The 13,330-nt window shown below is 41.2% G+C and carries 14 protein-coding genes and 2 pseudogenes; 3 read left to right on the top strand and 13 right to left on the bottom strand.

Going from position 1 to position 13,330, the window contains the following annotated elements; all coding sequences use genetic code 11:
• The first annotated feature begins 17 nt into the window (after positions 1 to 17).
• Both B4Z47_RS05055 and B4Z47_RS05050 read left to right on the top strand, forming a co-directional pair.
• Positions 18 to 1,433, top strand: a complete 1,416-nt coding sequence (locus B4Z47_RS05055; RefSeq protein ID WP_070566727.1) for an MFS transporter — start codon at positions 18 to 20, stop codon at positions 1,431 to 1,433.
• 28 nt (positions 1,434 to 1,461) lie between these two features.
• Entirely contained in the window at positions 1,462 to 2,631 is a 1,170-nt protein-coding gene (locus B4Z47_RS05050) for an AGE family epimerase/isomerase (RefSeq protein ID WP_070566725.1), read from the top strand.
• Between the two features lie 73 nt (positions 2,632 to 2,704).
• Here B4Z47_RS05050 and B4Z47_RS05045 read toward each other — a convergent pair whose 3' ends face one another.
• The 6 genes and pseudogenes from B4Z47_RS05045 to B4Z47_RS05025 form a co-directional block, all read right to left on the bottom strand.
• Complete coding sequence (locus B4Z47_RS05045) at positions 2,705 to 2,917, bottom strand: Abi family protein (RefSeq protein ID WP_088162435.1); 213 nt, start codon at positions 2,915 to 2,917, stop codon at positions 2,705 to 2,707.
• A gap of 1 nt (position 2,918) precedes the next feature.
• Positions 2,919 to 3,023, bottom strand: a complete 105-nt coding sequence (locus B4Z47_RS24695) for a helix-turn-helix domain-containing protein (protein WP_368072492.1) — start codon at positions 3,021 to 3,023, stop codon at positions 2,919 to 2,921.
• Between the two features lie 117 nt (positions 3,024 to 3,140).
• Positions 3,141 to 3,371, bottom strand: a pseudogene (locus B4Z47_RS05040) (IS256 family transposase); the annotation flags it as partial.
• A gap of 113 nt (positions 3,372 to 3,484) precedes the next feature.
• Positions 3,485 to 3,895, bottom strand: coding sequence for a carboxypeptidase regulatory-like domain-containing protein (locus tag B4Z47_RS05035; RefSeq protein WP_139145005.1), 411 nt, complete (start codon positions 3,893 to 3,895; stop codon positions 3,485 to 3,487).
• Between the two features lie 103 nt (positions 3,896 to 3,998).
• Entirely contained in the window at positions 3,999 to 4,517 is a 519-nt protein-coding gene (locus B4Z47_RS05030) for a hypothetical protein (RefSeq protein WP_070566717.1), read from the bottom strand.
• 186 nt (positions 4,518 to 4,703) lie between these two features.
• Positions 4,704 to 5,135: a hypothetical protein gene (locus B4Z47_RS05025; RefSeq protein ID WP_139145004.1), complete on the bottom strand. Its 432-nt coding sequence runs from the start codon at positions 5,133 to 5,135 to the stop codon at positions 4,704 to 4,706.
• A gap of 102 nt (positions 5,136 to 5,237) precedes the next feature.
• Between B4Z47_RS05025 and B4Z47_RS05020 the strand changes: the two genes are divergently transcribed.
• Positions 5,238 to 5,675, top strand: a complete 438-nt coding sequence (locus tag B4Z47_RS05020; RefSeq protein WP_286726937.1) for a hypothetical protein — start codon at positions 5,238 to 5,240, stop codon at positions 5,673 to 5,675.
• A 6-nt stretch (positions 5,676 to 5,681) separates the two neighbouring features.
• On the opposite strand, the pseudogene B4Z47_RS05015 reads toward B4Z47_RS05020, so the two are convergent.
• The 7 genes and pseudogenes from B4Z47_RS05015 to B4Z47_RS04985 all read right to left on the bottom strand — a co-directional run bounded on the left by B4Z47_RS05015 (position 5,682) and on the right by B4Z47_RS04985 (position 13,315).
• Positions 5,682 to 6,504 (bottom strand): annotated as a pseudogene (locus B4Z47_RS05015) (RteC domain-containing protein).
• A gap of 261 nt (positions 6,505 to 6,765) precedes the next feature.
• On the bottom strand, positions 6,766 to 9,039 hold the full coding sequence (locus B4Z47_RS05010; RefSeq protein WP_115050235.1) for a multicopper oxidase family protein: 2,274 nt from the start codon (positions 9,037 to 9,039) through the stop codon (positions 6,766 to 6,768).
• A gap of 13 nt (positions 9,040 to 9,052) precedes the next feature.
• Positions 9,053 to 9,508, bottom strand: coding sequence for a heme-binding domain-containing protein (locus B4Z47_RS05005; RefSeq protein WP_070566710.1), 456 nt, complete (start codon positions 9,506 to 9,508; stop codon positions 9,053 to 9,055).
• A 32-nt stretch (positions 9,509 to 9,540) separates the two neighbouring features.
• Positions 9,541 to 9,960 (bottom strand): hypothetical protein, encoded by a 420-nt coding sequence (locus B4Z47_RS05000; RefSeq protein ID WP_070566707.1) that lies wholly within the window; start codon positions 9,958 to 9,960, stop codon positions 9,541 to 9,543.
• Between the two features lie 26 nt (positions 9,961 to 9,986).
• Positions 9,987 to 10,511, bottom strand: coding sequence for a DUF305 domain-containing protein (locus tag B4Z47_RS04995; RefSeq protein ID WP_002993268.1), 525 nt, complete (start codon positions 10,509 to 10,511; stop codon positions 9,987 to 9,989).
• A gap of 11 nt (positions 10,512 to 10,522) precedes the next feature.
• Positions 10,523 to 11,188 carry a DUF3347 domain-containing protein gene (locus tag B4Z47_RS04990; RefSeq protein ID WP_002993266.1) on the bottom strand — a complete coding sequence of 222 codons (666 nt, stop codon included), beginning with the start codon at positions 11,186 to 11,188 and terminating at the stop codon, positions 10,523 to 10,525.
• 6 nt (positions 11,189 to 11,194) lie between these two features.
• Positions 11,195 to 13,315 carry a heavy metal translocating P-type ATPase gene (locus tag B4Z47_RS04985; protein WP_034735068.1) on the bottom strand — a complete coding sequence of 707 codons (2,121 nt, stop codon included), beginning with the start codon at positions 13,313 to 13,315 and terminating at the stop codon, positions 11,195 to 11,197.
• Between the last annotated feature and the right edge of the window lie 15 nt (positions 13,316 to 13,330).

The following is a 13,330-nucleotide window of genomic DNA, read 5'->3' as shown; positions in this document are numbered from 1 at the left end:
ATCCAGAATACCTACTTATGAGAATTGAAAATGAAAAAATCTCGTTGAGAGAGAAAATCGGATATGGCCTGGGAGATGCAGCGTCGTCCATGTTCTGGAAGCTGTTTGGTATGTACCTGATGTTTTTTTATACCGATATTTTTGGTATGGAGGCGAAAGCTGTTGGTACCATGTTTTTGATCACCAGAGTTTGGGACTCGTTGTTCGATCCCATTATAGGTGCACTTGCAGACCGTACACGGAGCCGTTGGGGCAAGTTCAGACCATTCATCCTTTATGTTGCCATACCCTTTGGTTTGATCGGTGCAGCAACATTTTATACGCCTGATTTTTCGCATACCGGAAAAATTATCTATGCCTACCTGACTTATTCCTTGATGATGATGGTGTATTCGGCGATCAACGTACCATATGCATCATTATTGGGTGTAATGAGTCCCTTTCCCAAAGTGCGTAATGTACTGGCTACCTTTCGGATGACATTCGCCTATATCGGGAGTTTTGTTACCCTGCTTTTATTCAACCCATTAATAGATTTTTTCAGTAAGGCGGGAGCAGATCTTACGTCACTTCAGCATGGTTGGTTTATGGCTGCACTAGTTATTGCTGCATTTTCAACGATACTTTTTTTGCTATGTTTTTATTGGACAAAGGAAAGGGTTGTAGAGGTGACGGCGCATCACTCGACATTAAAGCAAGATATCGGAGACTTGCTAAAAAATGGTCCTTGGTGGATACTGCTGGGAGCCGGGGTGGCGGCTCTTGTTTTTAATTCCATTCGGGATGGAGCAACGCTATACTACTTCAAGTATTATGTTGAGGAGCATCAAATCGACCGAATCATGATTTTTGAGGTACCATTTGTATTAAGTGGACTTTATTTGGCCCTTGGGCAAGCTGCTAATATATTAGGTGTTGTATTAGCAGCTCCTGTCAGTAATCGTATCGGAAAAAAAAGCACCTATATGATTGCCATGCTTATTGCTACGGTGGGAAGTATTGCCTTTTACTGGTTGGGCAAAGAAGATCTAATTCTTATATTTTCTCTTCAGGTACTCATCAGTATTTGCGCCGGGAGCGTATTTCCCTTGCTTTGGTCGATGTATGCCGACTGTGCAGATTATTCCGAACTACGCACAGGCAATAGGGCAACAGGTTTGATCTTTAGTTCTTCATCGATGAGTCAGAAGCTCGGCTGGGCATTTGGGACGGCTCTGACAGGTTGGCTATTGGCCTATTATGGTTTTCAGGCCAATCAGCAGCAGAGTGACGAAGCACTTCATGGTATTCGGATGTTCTTGAGTTTTTTCCCTGCAATCGGTACTGTATTATCCGTGTTGTTCATAAGTTTTTACCCTTTGAGCGAAAAACGGATGGATCTGATCCTTAATGATCTAAAGAATAAAAGAGAGGCTGATCTTGAAAAAAAATAGATGAATCAATACATTTAGCTTGAATTAAATGAATCGTTTTAGAGAAATACTTGAAAACAACATACTTCCATTTTGGAGTGAAAAAATGGTCGATCTGGAATTTGGCGGTTTTTACGGAAAGATGGATGGGCATAATCATTTGGTGCCCTATGCTAGCAAAGGAGCTGTTATGCACGCGAGGATCCTCTGGACGTTCTCAGCTGCCTATCGCCAATTTAACGATATATCCTATTTACGAATGGCTGAACGGGCTTACCACTACCTACGCGATAATTTTATCGATAAAGAATATGGGGGAGTTTATTGGGAGCTTGATTATCAGGGCAAGCCCCTCAATACAAAAAAACAGACCTATGCACAGGGCTTTGCACTGTATGGTTTCTCGGAGTTTTACAGAGCTACGGGAATATCCGAAGCTTTGGAGTTATCAATAGATCTTTTTAAGTTGATTGAGCATACTTTTGATGATGAGTCTGGCGGATATTTGGAAGCATTTTCGCGCGACTGGTCACCGATAGCCGATATGCGGCTGAGTGAAAAAGACGAGAATCAGGTCAAGACCATGAATACTCATTTACATATTCTTGAGCCCTATACCAATCTGCTACAGGTGTGGCCAGATGATCAATTAATTTCAGCCCAAAAGGATCTGGTCGATCTTTTCGTTAGCAAAATCTATGATTCGCGTACAGGGCATCTCAATCTTTTTTTTGATCGGGAGTGGAACTCAACAACTGATACCATATCATATGGTCATGATATTGAAGCAGCATGGCTTTTGTGGGAAGCTACTACCGTATTGAATATTCCCGCACTCTCCCAATCCATCAAAGATATTGTGACCAGCATTGGCCTCGCCGCCGTGGAGGGGATCCTTCCTGACGGAAGTATGGCTTACGAATTTAGAGATGGTCATTTAGATGACGAAAGACATTGGTGGGTACAGGCCGAGGCAGTAGTTGGTTATAGCTATCTGTCCAAAATTGTACCTGATTCCAAGTTTTTAGATTTAGCAGAAAATGTCTGGAAATTTATTCAGACAAAACTTATTGATGTTCAATTTGGAGAATGGTACTGGAGTGTATTGCCCGATGGACAAATGAATCGTAACGATGATAAGGCGGGTTTCTGGAAATGTCCTTATCATAACGGCCGGATGTGTTTAGAAATGCTTCGGTTTAATGACCACGTCTGCTAATAATTGATAACCTAAGACTAAACATTTTGTTGAAATTTTCTAACTCTATGTGTAGGTGTTTTAACATTTTGACTCATAGTTCTTTATGGGTATAAAGAAAGGGGGTGCTTTCTATTAAGTGTCCCCTTAAGTGGAGCTGGAGAGATTCGAACAGGTTAGGGGCACTATACCAAAAAGGACCATATTGATGAGACAATATATAAATCATTTTTGCTCTGATTGCGACTTCTATCTTTTCGAGTTCAGCGGTTACCAGCTTACGCAGTCCTCTATCAAAACAATACATGTTAAATGTGGATACGCGAAACGGTCTTGCGGCACATCCCAAGTTCCCTTGAGATCTCCCGCAAAGATTTGCCGTGTTCCAAAAGTGTTTTTATCGTATTGTACATAGCCACTTTATACATAACGCTGAGAGTTTATTATACTCTCAACAAGTAAAACCTTAATTGTTTAAGGTGGTGGCATTTTAATGCGAATTGCTGGGGGTATCTATATGCGAATTAACAATTGAGACCTCGGACTGTCTTTTTTGTCTTGCCATTTCGACGATTGCTATTGCCCGAAGCTTTCTCTTCGTTCAAGTGGTTTTCCAGTTCTCCATCCATCATTGATTCCAACAGATGCTTCATTAACGGCGCTAGGACGCCATCATTGGGAGACAAACTTTTACCTTCGTAAAGACCTTGCATGGCTTCTGCCTTGAAGCGTTCAAAGTCGAATGGGTCTTTTTCTTTCATGACCGTGTCGTTTGAATAATTGAATATACATAATCTTATTGAATTATTCCTCTGACACAGTTCATGTTACAGTCTCCATTTCTATAATTAATACACTTTGTGGTACGATGCTGTTACCTCTTTTGTTTTTTCATTTCTTCTATCTCTCGCTTTAGCTGGTCTCGATCTTCTTTCTTGTAAAATTCTAACTCCGTTGCAGAATAATCGTACTTGAATAATCTCGCTTTTATTCTGGTATTATTGACAAAAATACCAAAGTCTATGTTTGCTATAGTGAGAAAACCAGCACTATTTCCATCAATTTCGATACTTCCAAATTTTGTGAGTTTTGCCAGTCTTGTACTGAATGATCCATCTGTGTCTGAAGATACTTTTTTGAGCGTATTTCCTTCCGAGTCTAAAAATCGTATCTCTGCATTGGGTACCTTCCTTTTTTTCTTAGCTTCAGTGATAATGCCTGAAATCGTCACAGAATCTTCCGAATCGTTCTCGTCTAAATAGCTTGAAGATTCGTACCCGCCCAATACTTTATTGTTTATTGTTTTAGGTCTGATGACAGAACATGATGAGAAACAAAAGATCAAAAAAAAGACTAAAATTTTAATAGCCCAGATCAACTTATAACACCTATCTATGTTTTCTATTTGCTTTTTCAACTTCTTTCCTCAACTTTTTCTGGTCCTTTTTTGAACCTATTTCATTAATATACATGGGCTGCCTTGGTAATTTTATGTCTAAGGCGTAGGTTTTAAAATTTGTCGCAATGTAAACATGTTCGATAGTCATCCCCGTTCCAAATGTATCTACAATAATTTTTCCATGGAGCAATCCCTCGGATGGGATCGTTAGCGAAAATTCTCCATTTTTATCGGTGATGGCTGTACCAATTGTATCACTCTCTGAACTAAGAAAGAAAACTCTAGCAGAAGGAACATTTTCATTATTATGGCACATTCTCACTTTGCCTTTTATTAAAGGCGATATCTCATCATCTGTATAACCTTTACCTCGTTGGCTATAGCTGCTGCAGTTGTTTTGGTCTATATCAACCCAGTCGTTATAATTCTTCTTTGTGGAACAGCTAAAGAGTGTTAGCAAAAGAAGAAGTTTAAAACCACAAAGGTTTAACTTTATGCGTAATGCCATTATAAATTTGGACCTTTTTTATATTTCAAATAATAAACAAAAATTCTTTATATGAATAGATTCCGTTGTAAACAAGATGAAATTTTTAGCACCATCAAAAGCTTTTTTTTAACTTGCTTGTACCTACCTCTAAAATCTAACTCATTTCAATATTAATAATTTTTCTGAGTTGATTCTCATTTATATCTATTTATTATTTTGATTCTTGATTTCTTTAATCTCTTTTTTCGAAAGGGGTACTGTGCTTTTCATAACTCCATTTATAATAAACAGTTTCACAGCTATTTCTATTTGTGAATAAAATCGACCCATATCAACTTTTGCGATTTCAAGTTCACCTAATGAATTTCCATCGGATCCATTTATATTAATATTCCCGACAGTAGGTTCAGTTTTTATGGTAAACTTAAATCTTCCTTTACTATCAGCTGTTTTTTTAGCAATTAATTTATTATTTGTATCCCGAATTTCAATTTCTGCATTTGGTACTATTTTATTACTTCCTCCCATGCGCACCTCTCCCTGAAGTGATATTATTCCTTCAAGATCTTTATCATCTTTTAAATATTTTATATTTACAATCGAAAACCCTGTGCTGTTAGATGGCTTGCCGCCCAATGCAAATCCGAAACAAATAGGCGCAAAACTGAACGAGATTGCGAACAAAGCCCGCACGGCAGGCGACTATCGTGAAATAGGCAACCTCTACGGTTTCAATTATTGGTTAAAACAGAACTTCCAAAGGATAATTCAACACTCGAAAGGGTCAATAGATTTTTTATAACTGGCGAGGGCAATATCAAGTACACCTACAATAACGGTCTGATGGCAAAAGACCCCGAAACCGCCGCAATGAATTTTTTAAGGGCTTTGGAAAAACTGCCGGGCTTTGTGAAGCAGGAGCAGGAGAAAATCGCTGAAATACCAAAAGACCTACCGATACTTCAGGAAGTGGTTAACGGTACTTGGGCTAAGGAAAGTCGATTGAGTGATCTTAAAACGGAACTGGCTGCCGTAGAAAGAAAGATACAGCTATCTATTACGCCGGAAACCAAACAAGATGCTTCGGAGCAGGCAGAAAAGCAGAATGAAGCCCCAAAGGTGCAGGAAAGCATTATACGGACAAAAGGCGTTCATTCACCTCGTGGCGTATTATAATAGTCGTTACTTTTCGTCCTTTTCGTCCATTTTTTTTTATTAGGGCTTCACACAGGCTGTCAAGGAATTTGGTTCGGTTTATCTTACGGGCTTTCAGTTCCATAAACGTATGGTAAAAATCGCCCAATTCAATATTAAAGGCATCTTCAAATGCTTTAGCAATCAATTTTATATCTGTATTCCCATTGTTAAATACACCGTGGGAGTACAGTGCATATATGAGTTCAGTCAGTGCCGTTTTGCTTGCCGTCCATTTCAATGAATTGTCCGAACCCCTTTTCACATTGATGTTATTGAGCCTGTCTTCCAAATAAACTTGTATCAGGTCATTGGCAATAATCTTGGCAACCTTATAATCGTGTGAAGTAGAAAAACGATGGTCTGCTTCAAAATAAAATGTGTCTAACCACAGCCTTATATCGTGCTTGCCACGCACAAAGAATTTTTCGTCAACGAAAGAATTATTGCTGCGGTAATACTTGTAAAAATCAAGGTTGTTTTCAAAGAACCTTTTTAGCTTTTTCAGTTCTTTGGTAAAATATTTCTTGGTACGCTTGTTCCCGTAGGGTCTTCTTGTTTCGATTTTATAGATGGCATTGTAGTAGATGAGCTTTGAAACAATAACAGGTTTCTGATACTTGAAAAAATGGATTTCTTCTTCCATATTCTTAAAGTCATTTTTCAGTACAAAGTCCTTTAAGTCGGCAAGGCTTTGTATGATATGGTGTATAACGGCTTCAATTCTTTTTATGGGGCAGTCGGTTTCAATCTCCAGTTCCTGGATTGCAGTTTCCAATTTAAGATATGTTTCATTGTAAAATTTATCCATTCGCTTCATTTTGATGTAATATATTATTGGTTAATACAGAAAAGCTAACAGTGTTCGTATTAGCTTATGATGCAATTACTGCTTAAAAAAATTCAACCTCTACCGTATTGATGATGGAACGATAGATAGATTTTTGTTGCATACTTTAAAGGGTTGTAGTATGATGCAGGTTAGTCTTTGCGAATTACACCTGCATCACCTCCTTTTTTTTACCGATATTTTTTTACGGTTATGCAGTTTACAACCCTTAGTTATTTAATTTTAATAAGTCAATGCCAGCCCCACACCAAAGCCCATATCGCTATCATAGTGGGTACGTATACCTATATTCTTATTAATGATATACCTAAGTTCTCCCATATACTCTAAGTCGGTATTCACCATAAAACCACCTCTTAGTCTTTTTGAAATTGGTATATCTTCACGCATTAACTGCAATCTCACAATTCCATCATGATATACTTCTGCCTGAAAATTGACCAGCATAGGTAACGTATACATAAACCCTAAACTGAACGCCCTGCGGGTGTCTTTCTTGTTGGTTTGTCCAAATATGTTCTTTTCGTGTTCATCTTCTCCCATTTTACGGTAGCGGTAATCAAAACCTACAAAGGGCATGAACCATTGCATCTTTCCAATGTATCTACCTAAATGGGTTTCTACTTCATAACCGTGCATACTATTATAGCCTAAACGCCATTCTGTTCCTAATTGGTAGCGTGCATTCATTAGCATAGCTTCTCCATCATTACCATTGGTTGCAAAATCGTTTTGTGCCATAAAATGAGGCATATTACTTTCTCTTTGCAATTCTTTATAGGCTTTTGCCTTGTCGGGTAGATAGGGGTTATTGTAGTCTCCAACTTCAAAGACCCTGTTCATTCCCGCCATCATGTGATATAATATATGGCAATGAAAGAACCAATCACCTTCCTCATTTGCTAAAAACTCAATGGTATCTGTTTCCATAGGCATGATATCCAACACATTTTTAAGCGGCGATTTTTCGCCTTTTCCGTTTATCACCCTGAAATCAAATCCGTGAAGATGCATTGGATGCCGCATCATTGAATTATTATAAATGGTAATCCGTAGAATTTCTCCTTTTTTTACAGGTATTTTGTCAGTTTCCGAAAGTATTTTATTATCCATGCTCCATACATAGCGGTTCATGTTGCCAGTAAGTGTGAATTTCAACTCTTTTACAGGCGCATCATTTGGAAGAGAGGTGTTATAAGGTGATTGCAACATAGCATAATTTAATGTTTTGATGTCTCCCAAGGCATTAGCGTTGTAACGGTTAGCGTCGTTATCCATATCCATACCCTCATGCTTACTGTGGTCTGCTTTTTTTGTTGCATCTCCGGTAATTTCGGGATACATCACTACATTCATGTCCATTTGGTTAAGGCTCATCTTCATGCCCATATCGTCCAAATCGCCATTCATTTTCATCATATCGTTCATCATCTTCATCCCCTCGAAATACTTCAATCGTGGGAGTGGAGAAATAAGCTGTTTGACCCCATCACCTATAAAGTAACTCGCAGATTGTGTCCTGTCTTCGGTTGTTGCTAAGAACTCGTAAGCCAAACCATCTTGAGGGATAGTCACTACAATATCGTAAGTTTCAGAAACGGCAATGATTAACCTGTCCACCTCTACAGGCTCAACATCATTCCCATCATTCGCTACTACTGTAATTTTTCCTCCAGCATACCGTAGCCAGAAATATGAAGACGCCCCTCCATTGGAAACACGCAATCTGACTTTGTCGCCTGCTTTTAGCTTTTTACCATCAATTGTTTTCAAATCGGTGCTATGGCTAGCATTTATTAGGATTTTATCATAGTAAATGTCACTGACATCCATCGCCAGCATCCGCTTCCACTCGTTTTTTACCTTTACCCCTAATTTTCCCTCCTTAATAGCTTCAACATATGATTGTGTTGCGCCTTTCTTAATGGCCGCCCAATCATTTGCATTGTGTAGCATACGGTTGATATTATCGGGGTTAAGATTTGTCCACTCACTTAATATAATTGGAACGGTCGGCAAATCGTCAATTCCTTTTCTGAATGTCTTATCATCGCTTCTTTTCTTCATGATAAAACTTCCGTACATGCCAATCTGCTCCTGCAATCCTGAGTGGGAATGGTACCAGTGCGTACCATGCTGGATAATCGGAAAACGGTAGGTGTAGGTTGTGCCCGGTGCGATGGGTTTTTGTGTAAGCCAGGGCACACCGTCTTCTTTATTGGGCAGGAACACACCATGCCAGTGAAGTGATGTGCTTTCTTTCAATTGGTTGTGCACCACTATTTCGGCAGTGTCGCCCTCGGTAAAGGTAAGGGTGGGCATGGGGATTTGCCCGTTTACGGCAATTGCCCTTTTTTGCTTACCTGCATAGTTTACAAGCGTATCTTTTACATACAGCTCGTAATGCACCACTCTCTGTGCAAACAGCGTTTGCGTGCAAAGCAGTATCAGCACTGTTTGCAAAATTCTTATAGGTATTTTATTATATCTGTTCATGATTTGAAAAATTTTATTTAATGCTGTCTTCCATTGTGCTAAACCACGCTATCAAAACCTGCTTATCCTCCGGTGACAATACTGCATTGCGATGAATTAGTGTGTATGATGACAATGGCATTTCCCCGTCCTTAACCTGCCCGGCCATAGCCCTGAACTTGTTTCGCTGCCTGCGGACAGAATAGTCGCCAAATTCGCTAAAGTTGAGTTCCTCTTTCCCCTTTTTTATATGCTCTGCCATGTACCATGCGCCGGGCTGGATACGGCTGTACCACGGATAATGGGTATTGTTGCTATGGCAGTCATAACAGGACTGAACAAGGATAGCCTTTACATTTTGGGGTACGGCGTACACCCTTTCGATATGGGTGGCTGGCACTTCAACCGCCTGGTTCCGTAAGGGCTGAAAGAACTGTATGGCAATCAGGACGACAGCCAGCCCCAATATGATTTTCTTCTTTATGGTCATAATTATTTTATTGTGGCTTCATCTTTTTGTGTCTACTGTTTTTTCACATACTTGGCATAATTCTCCTTGTTTTCAAAATAAGAAACTTCACCGTTATTTCCTGTCACAGCAATCACCGCATTAGCTTTGTCTACCTGCTTATGGGAATAGGGGTCTATCGCCATCCGCACGGTCGCATCTTTTGGAATACGTTCCTTACACATTTCGCAACATCCGTAATAGGTTTTACCATCAAATTTTACTTCAAACTGCTTTTTGCCGATATAGGCATCGTTGACCATGCAGACTTCATCCGATGGAACCAATTCACCTATTTGGGTAGTATGTCCGTTGCTTTCCGGAGTTGCCTGCGAATGCTGCTGTTCCGCTTCATCCTTATTTGACCCCGCCTGACCGCAAGCGGTGAATAGCAGGGTTAATAAGGAAATAAAGCCAATTATTATTTTGTTCATGTCCAAACTTGTTTTTTTAAATTTTATTATTTACTTTCTTCAAACTCTTTTAGCTTGCGCTTCATTAGTTCAATTTCTTCCGCTTGGGTTTTAAGTATATTTTTTTGCAGCTCTATCAGTTCCGGGTCGGTCAGGTGTGCCTTTTCGGACATCAATATGGCTGCTGCGTGATGGGGTATCATACCCTTTGCAAACTGCTTGTCCCCGACATTGATTTGTTCCCTGATACCAAACCATGAAAAGATGCCAACAGCAACCGAGATGATGGCTATCGCCCAATTCATCTTCCTGTTGGGGTACATTACTTTCATTATCGCTAATTCGATAAGCAGCATTGCCGAGGTCATCAGCAGGGTCATGTACAAATTGTTGATATTGGGTATCAGGTTCTGCCACCCGTCAATCATGGCGTACATGATAAAATACATCACTGCGAACATTGCGACAGCCATCACCGCAAAGCGTTTGTACATGGCCGAAGCATGTTTTGTATTGTGCGTGCCATGCTCCGAGGAATGACCCGCATGGTGACTGTTTTGCATATTTTCCATAACCCTGAATTTTATTTGCTGTTAATTGTTTTTTCCACCTTACCGCAGGTCAGCATTTTAGAACCGTAGTAAGGGTTTTTGATTTCCTTGTTTTCGCTGAACCAAACAGCACCCTTACCGTCATTGAACATCGGGCAATGGTCCTGATACAATGTTTGCGATGTACCGAACAAATCAATCAGGTCTTTCAAATCTTCGCCAAGCGAGGCCAAATGTTCCCGCTGGTGGTGGATGTTGCCGACATTTTCCCCGATATGTTCTGCATGTTCTTTAGCATCGTCCGCTATGTCCATGTACTTTTTGTGCTTATCGGCAGGAACGGCTTTCATGTCCACTTTATTCAGGGTAGCTAACAGCTTTTTCCCTGAACTGGCGGCAGCTTTGTCATCGTCCGAAACAAGGGCGTTCTTTAAGGACAGATAATCGGTAACTATGGGCGCAATAGAAAAGTTTTTTGCTTCTTCTTTTCCTGTTGCTTTTGCTTCCTGACCGCTCGGAGTTTCACTCACAACGGGCGCAGCTACCGTATCATCCTCTTTTGGTTGGGAAGCTGACTGTTCTTGTGATACAACAGCAGTATCACTTGAAGACTGCTCGTTTTTGTTGGATGCCTGATTGCATGATACTGTTACAAATGCCATGATAACAGCAATGATTGATAATGTTAGATTTTTCATTTTTATTTATTTTTTGATTTTTAAAAAACTTGCGTTAATAGCCACTACAATGGTGCTTACACTCATCAGCACAGCACCCATAGCGGGACTTAAAACAAAATTCGGATAGAGTACGCCTGCCGCAAGCGGTATTGCCACCACGTTGTAGCCAACCGCCCATATCAGGTTCTGTACCATCTTTTTGTAGGTAAGTTTGCCGAAGTCAATCAGTTTGACCACATCCCTCGGGTCGCTGTCTACCAATATGATATCCGCTGTTTCGGCAGCCACGTCCGTACCGGAACCCACGGCAATGCCCACATCTGCCTGTGCCAGTGCAGGTGCATCATTTACACCATCACCAGTCATTGCTACGATTTCGCCTTTTGCCTGAAACTCCTTTACTTTCTCCTGCTTGTTGTGCGGAAGCACATTAGCCAAATACCCGTCCATACCCAATTTTCCGGCTACGGCAGCAGCAATCCTGTCGTTGTCCCCGGTGAGCAGAAAGGACTTGATGCCCATTTTTTTGAGTTCCTCAATCGCCTGTGCCGAACCCTCACGGATGCTGTCTGCCAAAGTAATGATGCCGATTACCCGGTCATCAATGAGGACAAAGTTGACCGTTTCGGCCTCTTGATTGATTTCGTTTGGAATTTCAGGCAGGGAAAGGTGGTTTTCGGTGAAATAATTCGGGCCGCCAGCTACGACATTTTTCCCGTTCACAACACCTTTAACACCTATGCCCTGCATATAGCTGAAGTTTTCAGACTTCCATAAGGCAAGGCTCTTTTCTTTCAATGTAGCCATAATGCCTTTGGCGATATGGTGTTCCGAATTTTGCTGTACTGCGGCAGCATACTGGATAACCTCATCGGCATTATATTCGTCTGTTAACGGTATAACCTTTTCTACGGCATGGGAACCTTTGGTGAGCGTTCCGGTCTTATCAAAAATGACAGTGGAAAGTTTTCGGGTGGTTTCAAATGCTGTGCGGTTGCGGATGAGCAGACCATTGGTCGCCGATAGCGTTGTGGAAATGGCGACCACCAACGGGATAGCCACGCCCAATGCGTGCGGGCAGGCCGTTACCATTACCGTCACCATTCTTTCAAGCGCAAAGGCAATATCTCCACTGCTTGCATACCAATAGGCAAATGTGCCTATGCCAACGGCAATGGCAATAAAGGTGAGCCATTTGGCAACTTTGTCCGCAAGGTTTTGCGTATTGGACTTAGTAGCTTGTGCCTCCTGCACAAGATTGATAACCCTGTTCAGGTAGCTGTCTTTTCCAACGGCTGTTACCTTAACTTTAAGCGCACCATCGCCATTGATAGAGCCTGCGATGACCTTTCCGTCCTTTTCCTTTTTCACGGGAATACTTTCTCCGGTAAGCATGCTCTCGTTGATATACGAAAGCCCCTCCAGTACCAATCCATCGGCTGGAATTTTTTCACCCGGTTTTATGATAGCCGTTTCACCGCTTTGCAGGTCTTCAAGCTTTATTTTTACCGCTTCTCCGTTTCGCTCCACCGTGACATCGTTAGGCAGCAAAGCAACCAATGATTGCAAAGCCCGTGAAGCAGCCATTTGGGAACGCATTTCCAGCCAATGCCCTAACAGCATGATGTCGATAAGCGTAGCCAGTTCCCAAAAGAAGTCCATGCCCTGCAAGCCAAATACAACGGCTACGGAATAGACATAGGCTACGGATATAGCGATAGCAACAAGTGTCATCATCCCTATGGCTTTGGCGTTCACCTCGCCAATCATTCCCTTTAGGAACGGCAAGCCTCCATAGCTATAAATCACTGTACCCAATGCCAGCAGCACATATTTATCTCCATTGAAAGCAAGGCTGAAACCCAACCATTGCTGTATCATGTGTGACAGGAGCAGGATAGGGATTGTAATGACGAGGCTTATCCAAAAACGAGCGAGAAAATCGCCTGTATGATGCCCCTCATGTTTGTTAAAGCTATCTCTGGCTTGGTTATGATGAGAATGCCCGGAATGCCCATGTCCTGATTTTTGTACATGAGAAACTGAGCTACCGCCAACGGGAACCAGTGCCATGCCACAAAGCGGGCATTTGCCTGGTTCGTCTTTTAGCACCTGCGGGTGCATGGGACACGTGTATTTTTTCATAATAAGGGGTTTTAA

Source organism: Sphingobacterium sp. UBA2610 (assembly GCF_002339225.1).
GTDB classification, from domain to species: domain Bacteria; phylum Bacteroidota; class Bacteroidia; order Sphingobacteriales; family Sphingobacteriaceae; genus Sphingobacterium; species Sphingobacterium multivorum.
This window is presented reverse-complemented; position numbering and strand designations above follow the sequence as displayed.

Excerpts from the sequence above, each read along its gene's own strand:
- B4Z47_RS05055 (WP_070566727.1), top strand. The coding sequence starts at position 18 with ATGAGAATTGAAAATGAAAAAATCTCGTTGAGAGAGAAAATCGGATAT.
- B4Z47_RS05050 (WP_070566725.1), top strand. The coding sequence starts at position 1,462 with ATGAATCGTTTTAGAGAAATACTTGAAAACAACATACTTCCATTTTGG.
- B4Z47_RS05045 (WP_088162435.1), bottom strand. The coding sequence starts at position 2,917 with ATGTATTGTTTTGATAGAGGACTGCGTAAGCTGGTAACCGCTGAACTC.
- B4Z47_RS24695 (WP_368072492.1), bottom strand. The coding sequence starts at position 3,023 with ATGTACAATACGATAAAAACACTTTTGGAACACGGCAAATCTTTGCGG.
- B4Z47_RS05030 (WP_070566717.1), bottom strand. The coding sequence starts at position 4,517 with ATGGCATTACGCATAAAGTTAAACCTTTGTGGTTTTAAACTTCTTCTT.
- B4Z47_RS05010 (WP_115050235.1), bottom strand. The coding sequence starts at position 9,039 with ATGAACAGATATAATAAAATACCTATAAGAATTTTGCAAACAGTGCTG.
- B4Z47_RS05005 (WP_070566710.1), bottom strand. The coding sequence starts at position 9,508 with ATGACCATAAAGAAGAAAATCATATTGGGGCTGGCTGTCGTCCTGATT.
- B4Z47_RS05000 (WP_070566707.1), bottom strand. The coding sequence starts at position 9,960 with ATGAACAAAATAATAATTGGCTTTATTTCCTTATTAACCCTGCTATTC.
- B4Z47_RS04995 (WP_002993268.1), bottom strand. The coding sequence starts at position 10,511 with ATGGAAAATATGCAAAACAGTCACCATGCGGGTCATTCCTCGGAGCAT.
- B4Z47_RS04990 (WP_002993266.1), bottom strand. The coding sequence starts at position 11,188 with ATGAAAAATCTAACATTATCAATCATTGCTGTTATCATGGCATTTGTA.
- B4Z47_RS04985 (WP_034735068.1), bottom strand. The coding sequence starts at position 13,315 with ATGAAAAAATACACGTGTCCCATGCACCCGCAGGTGCTAAAAGACGAA.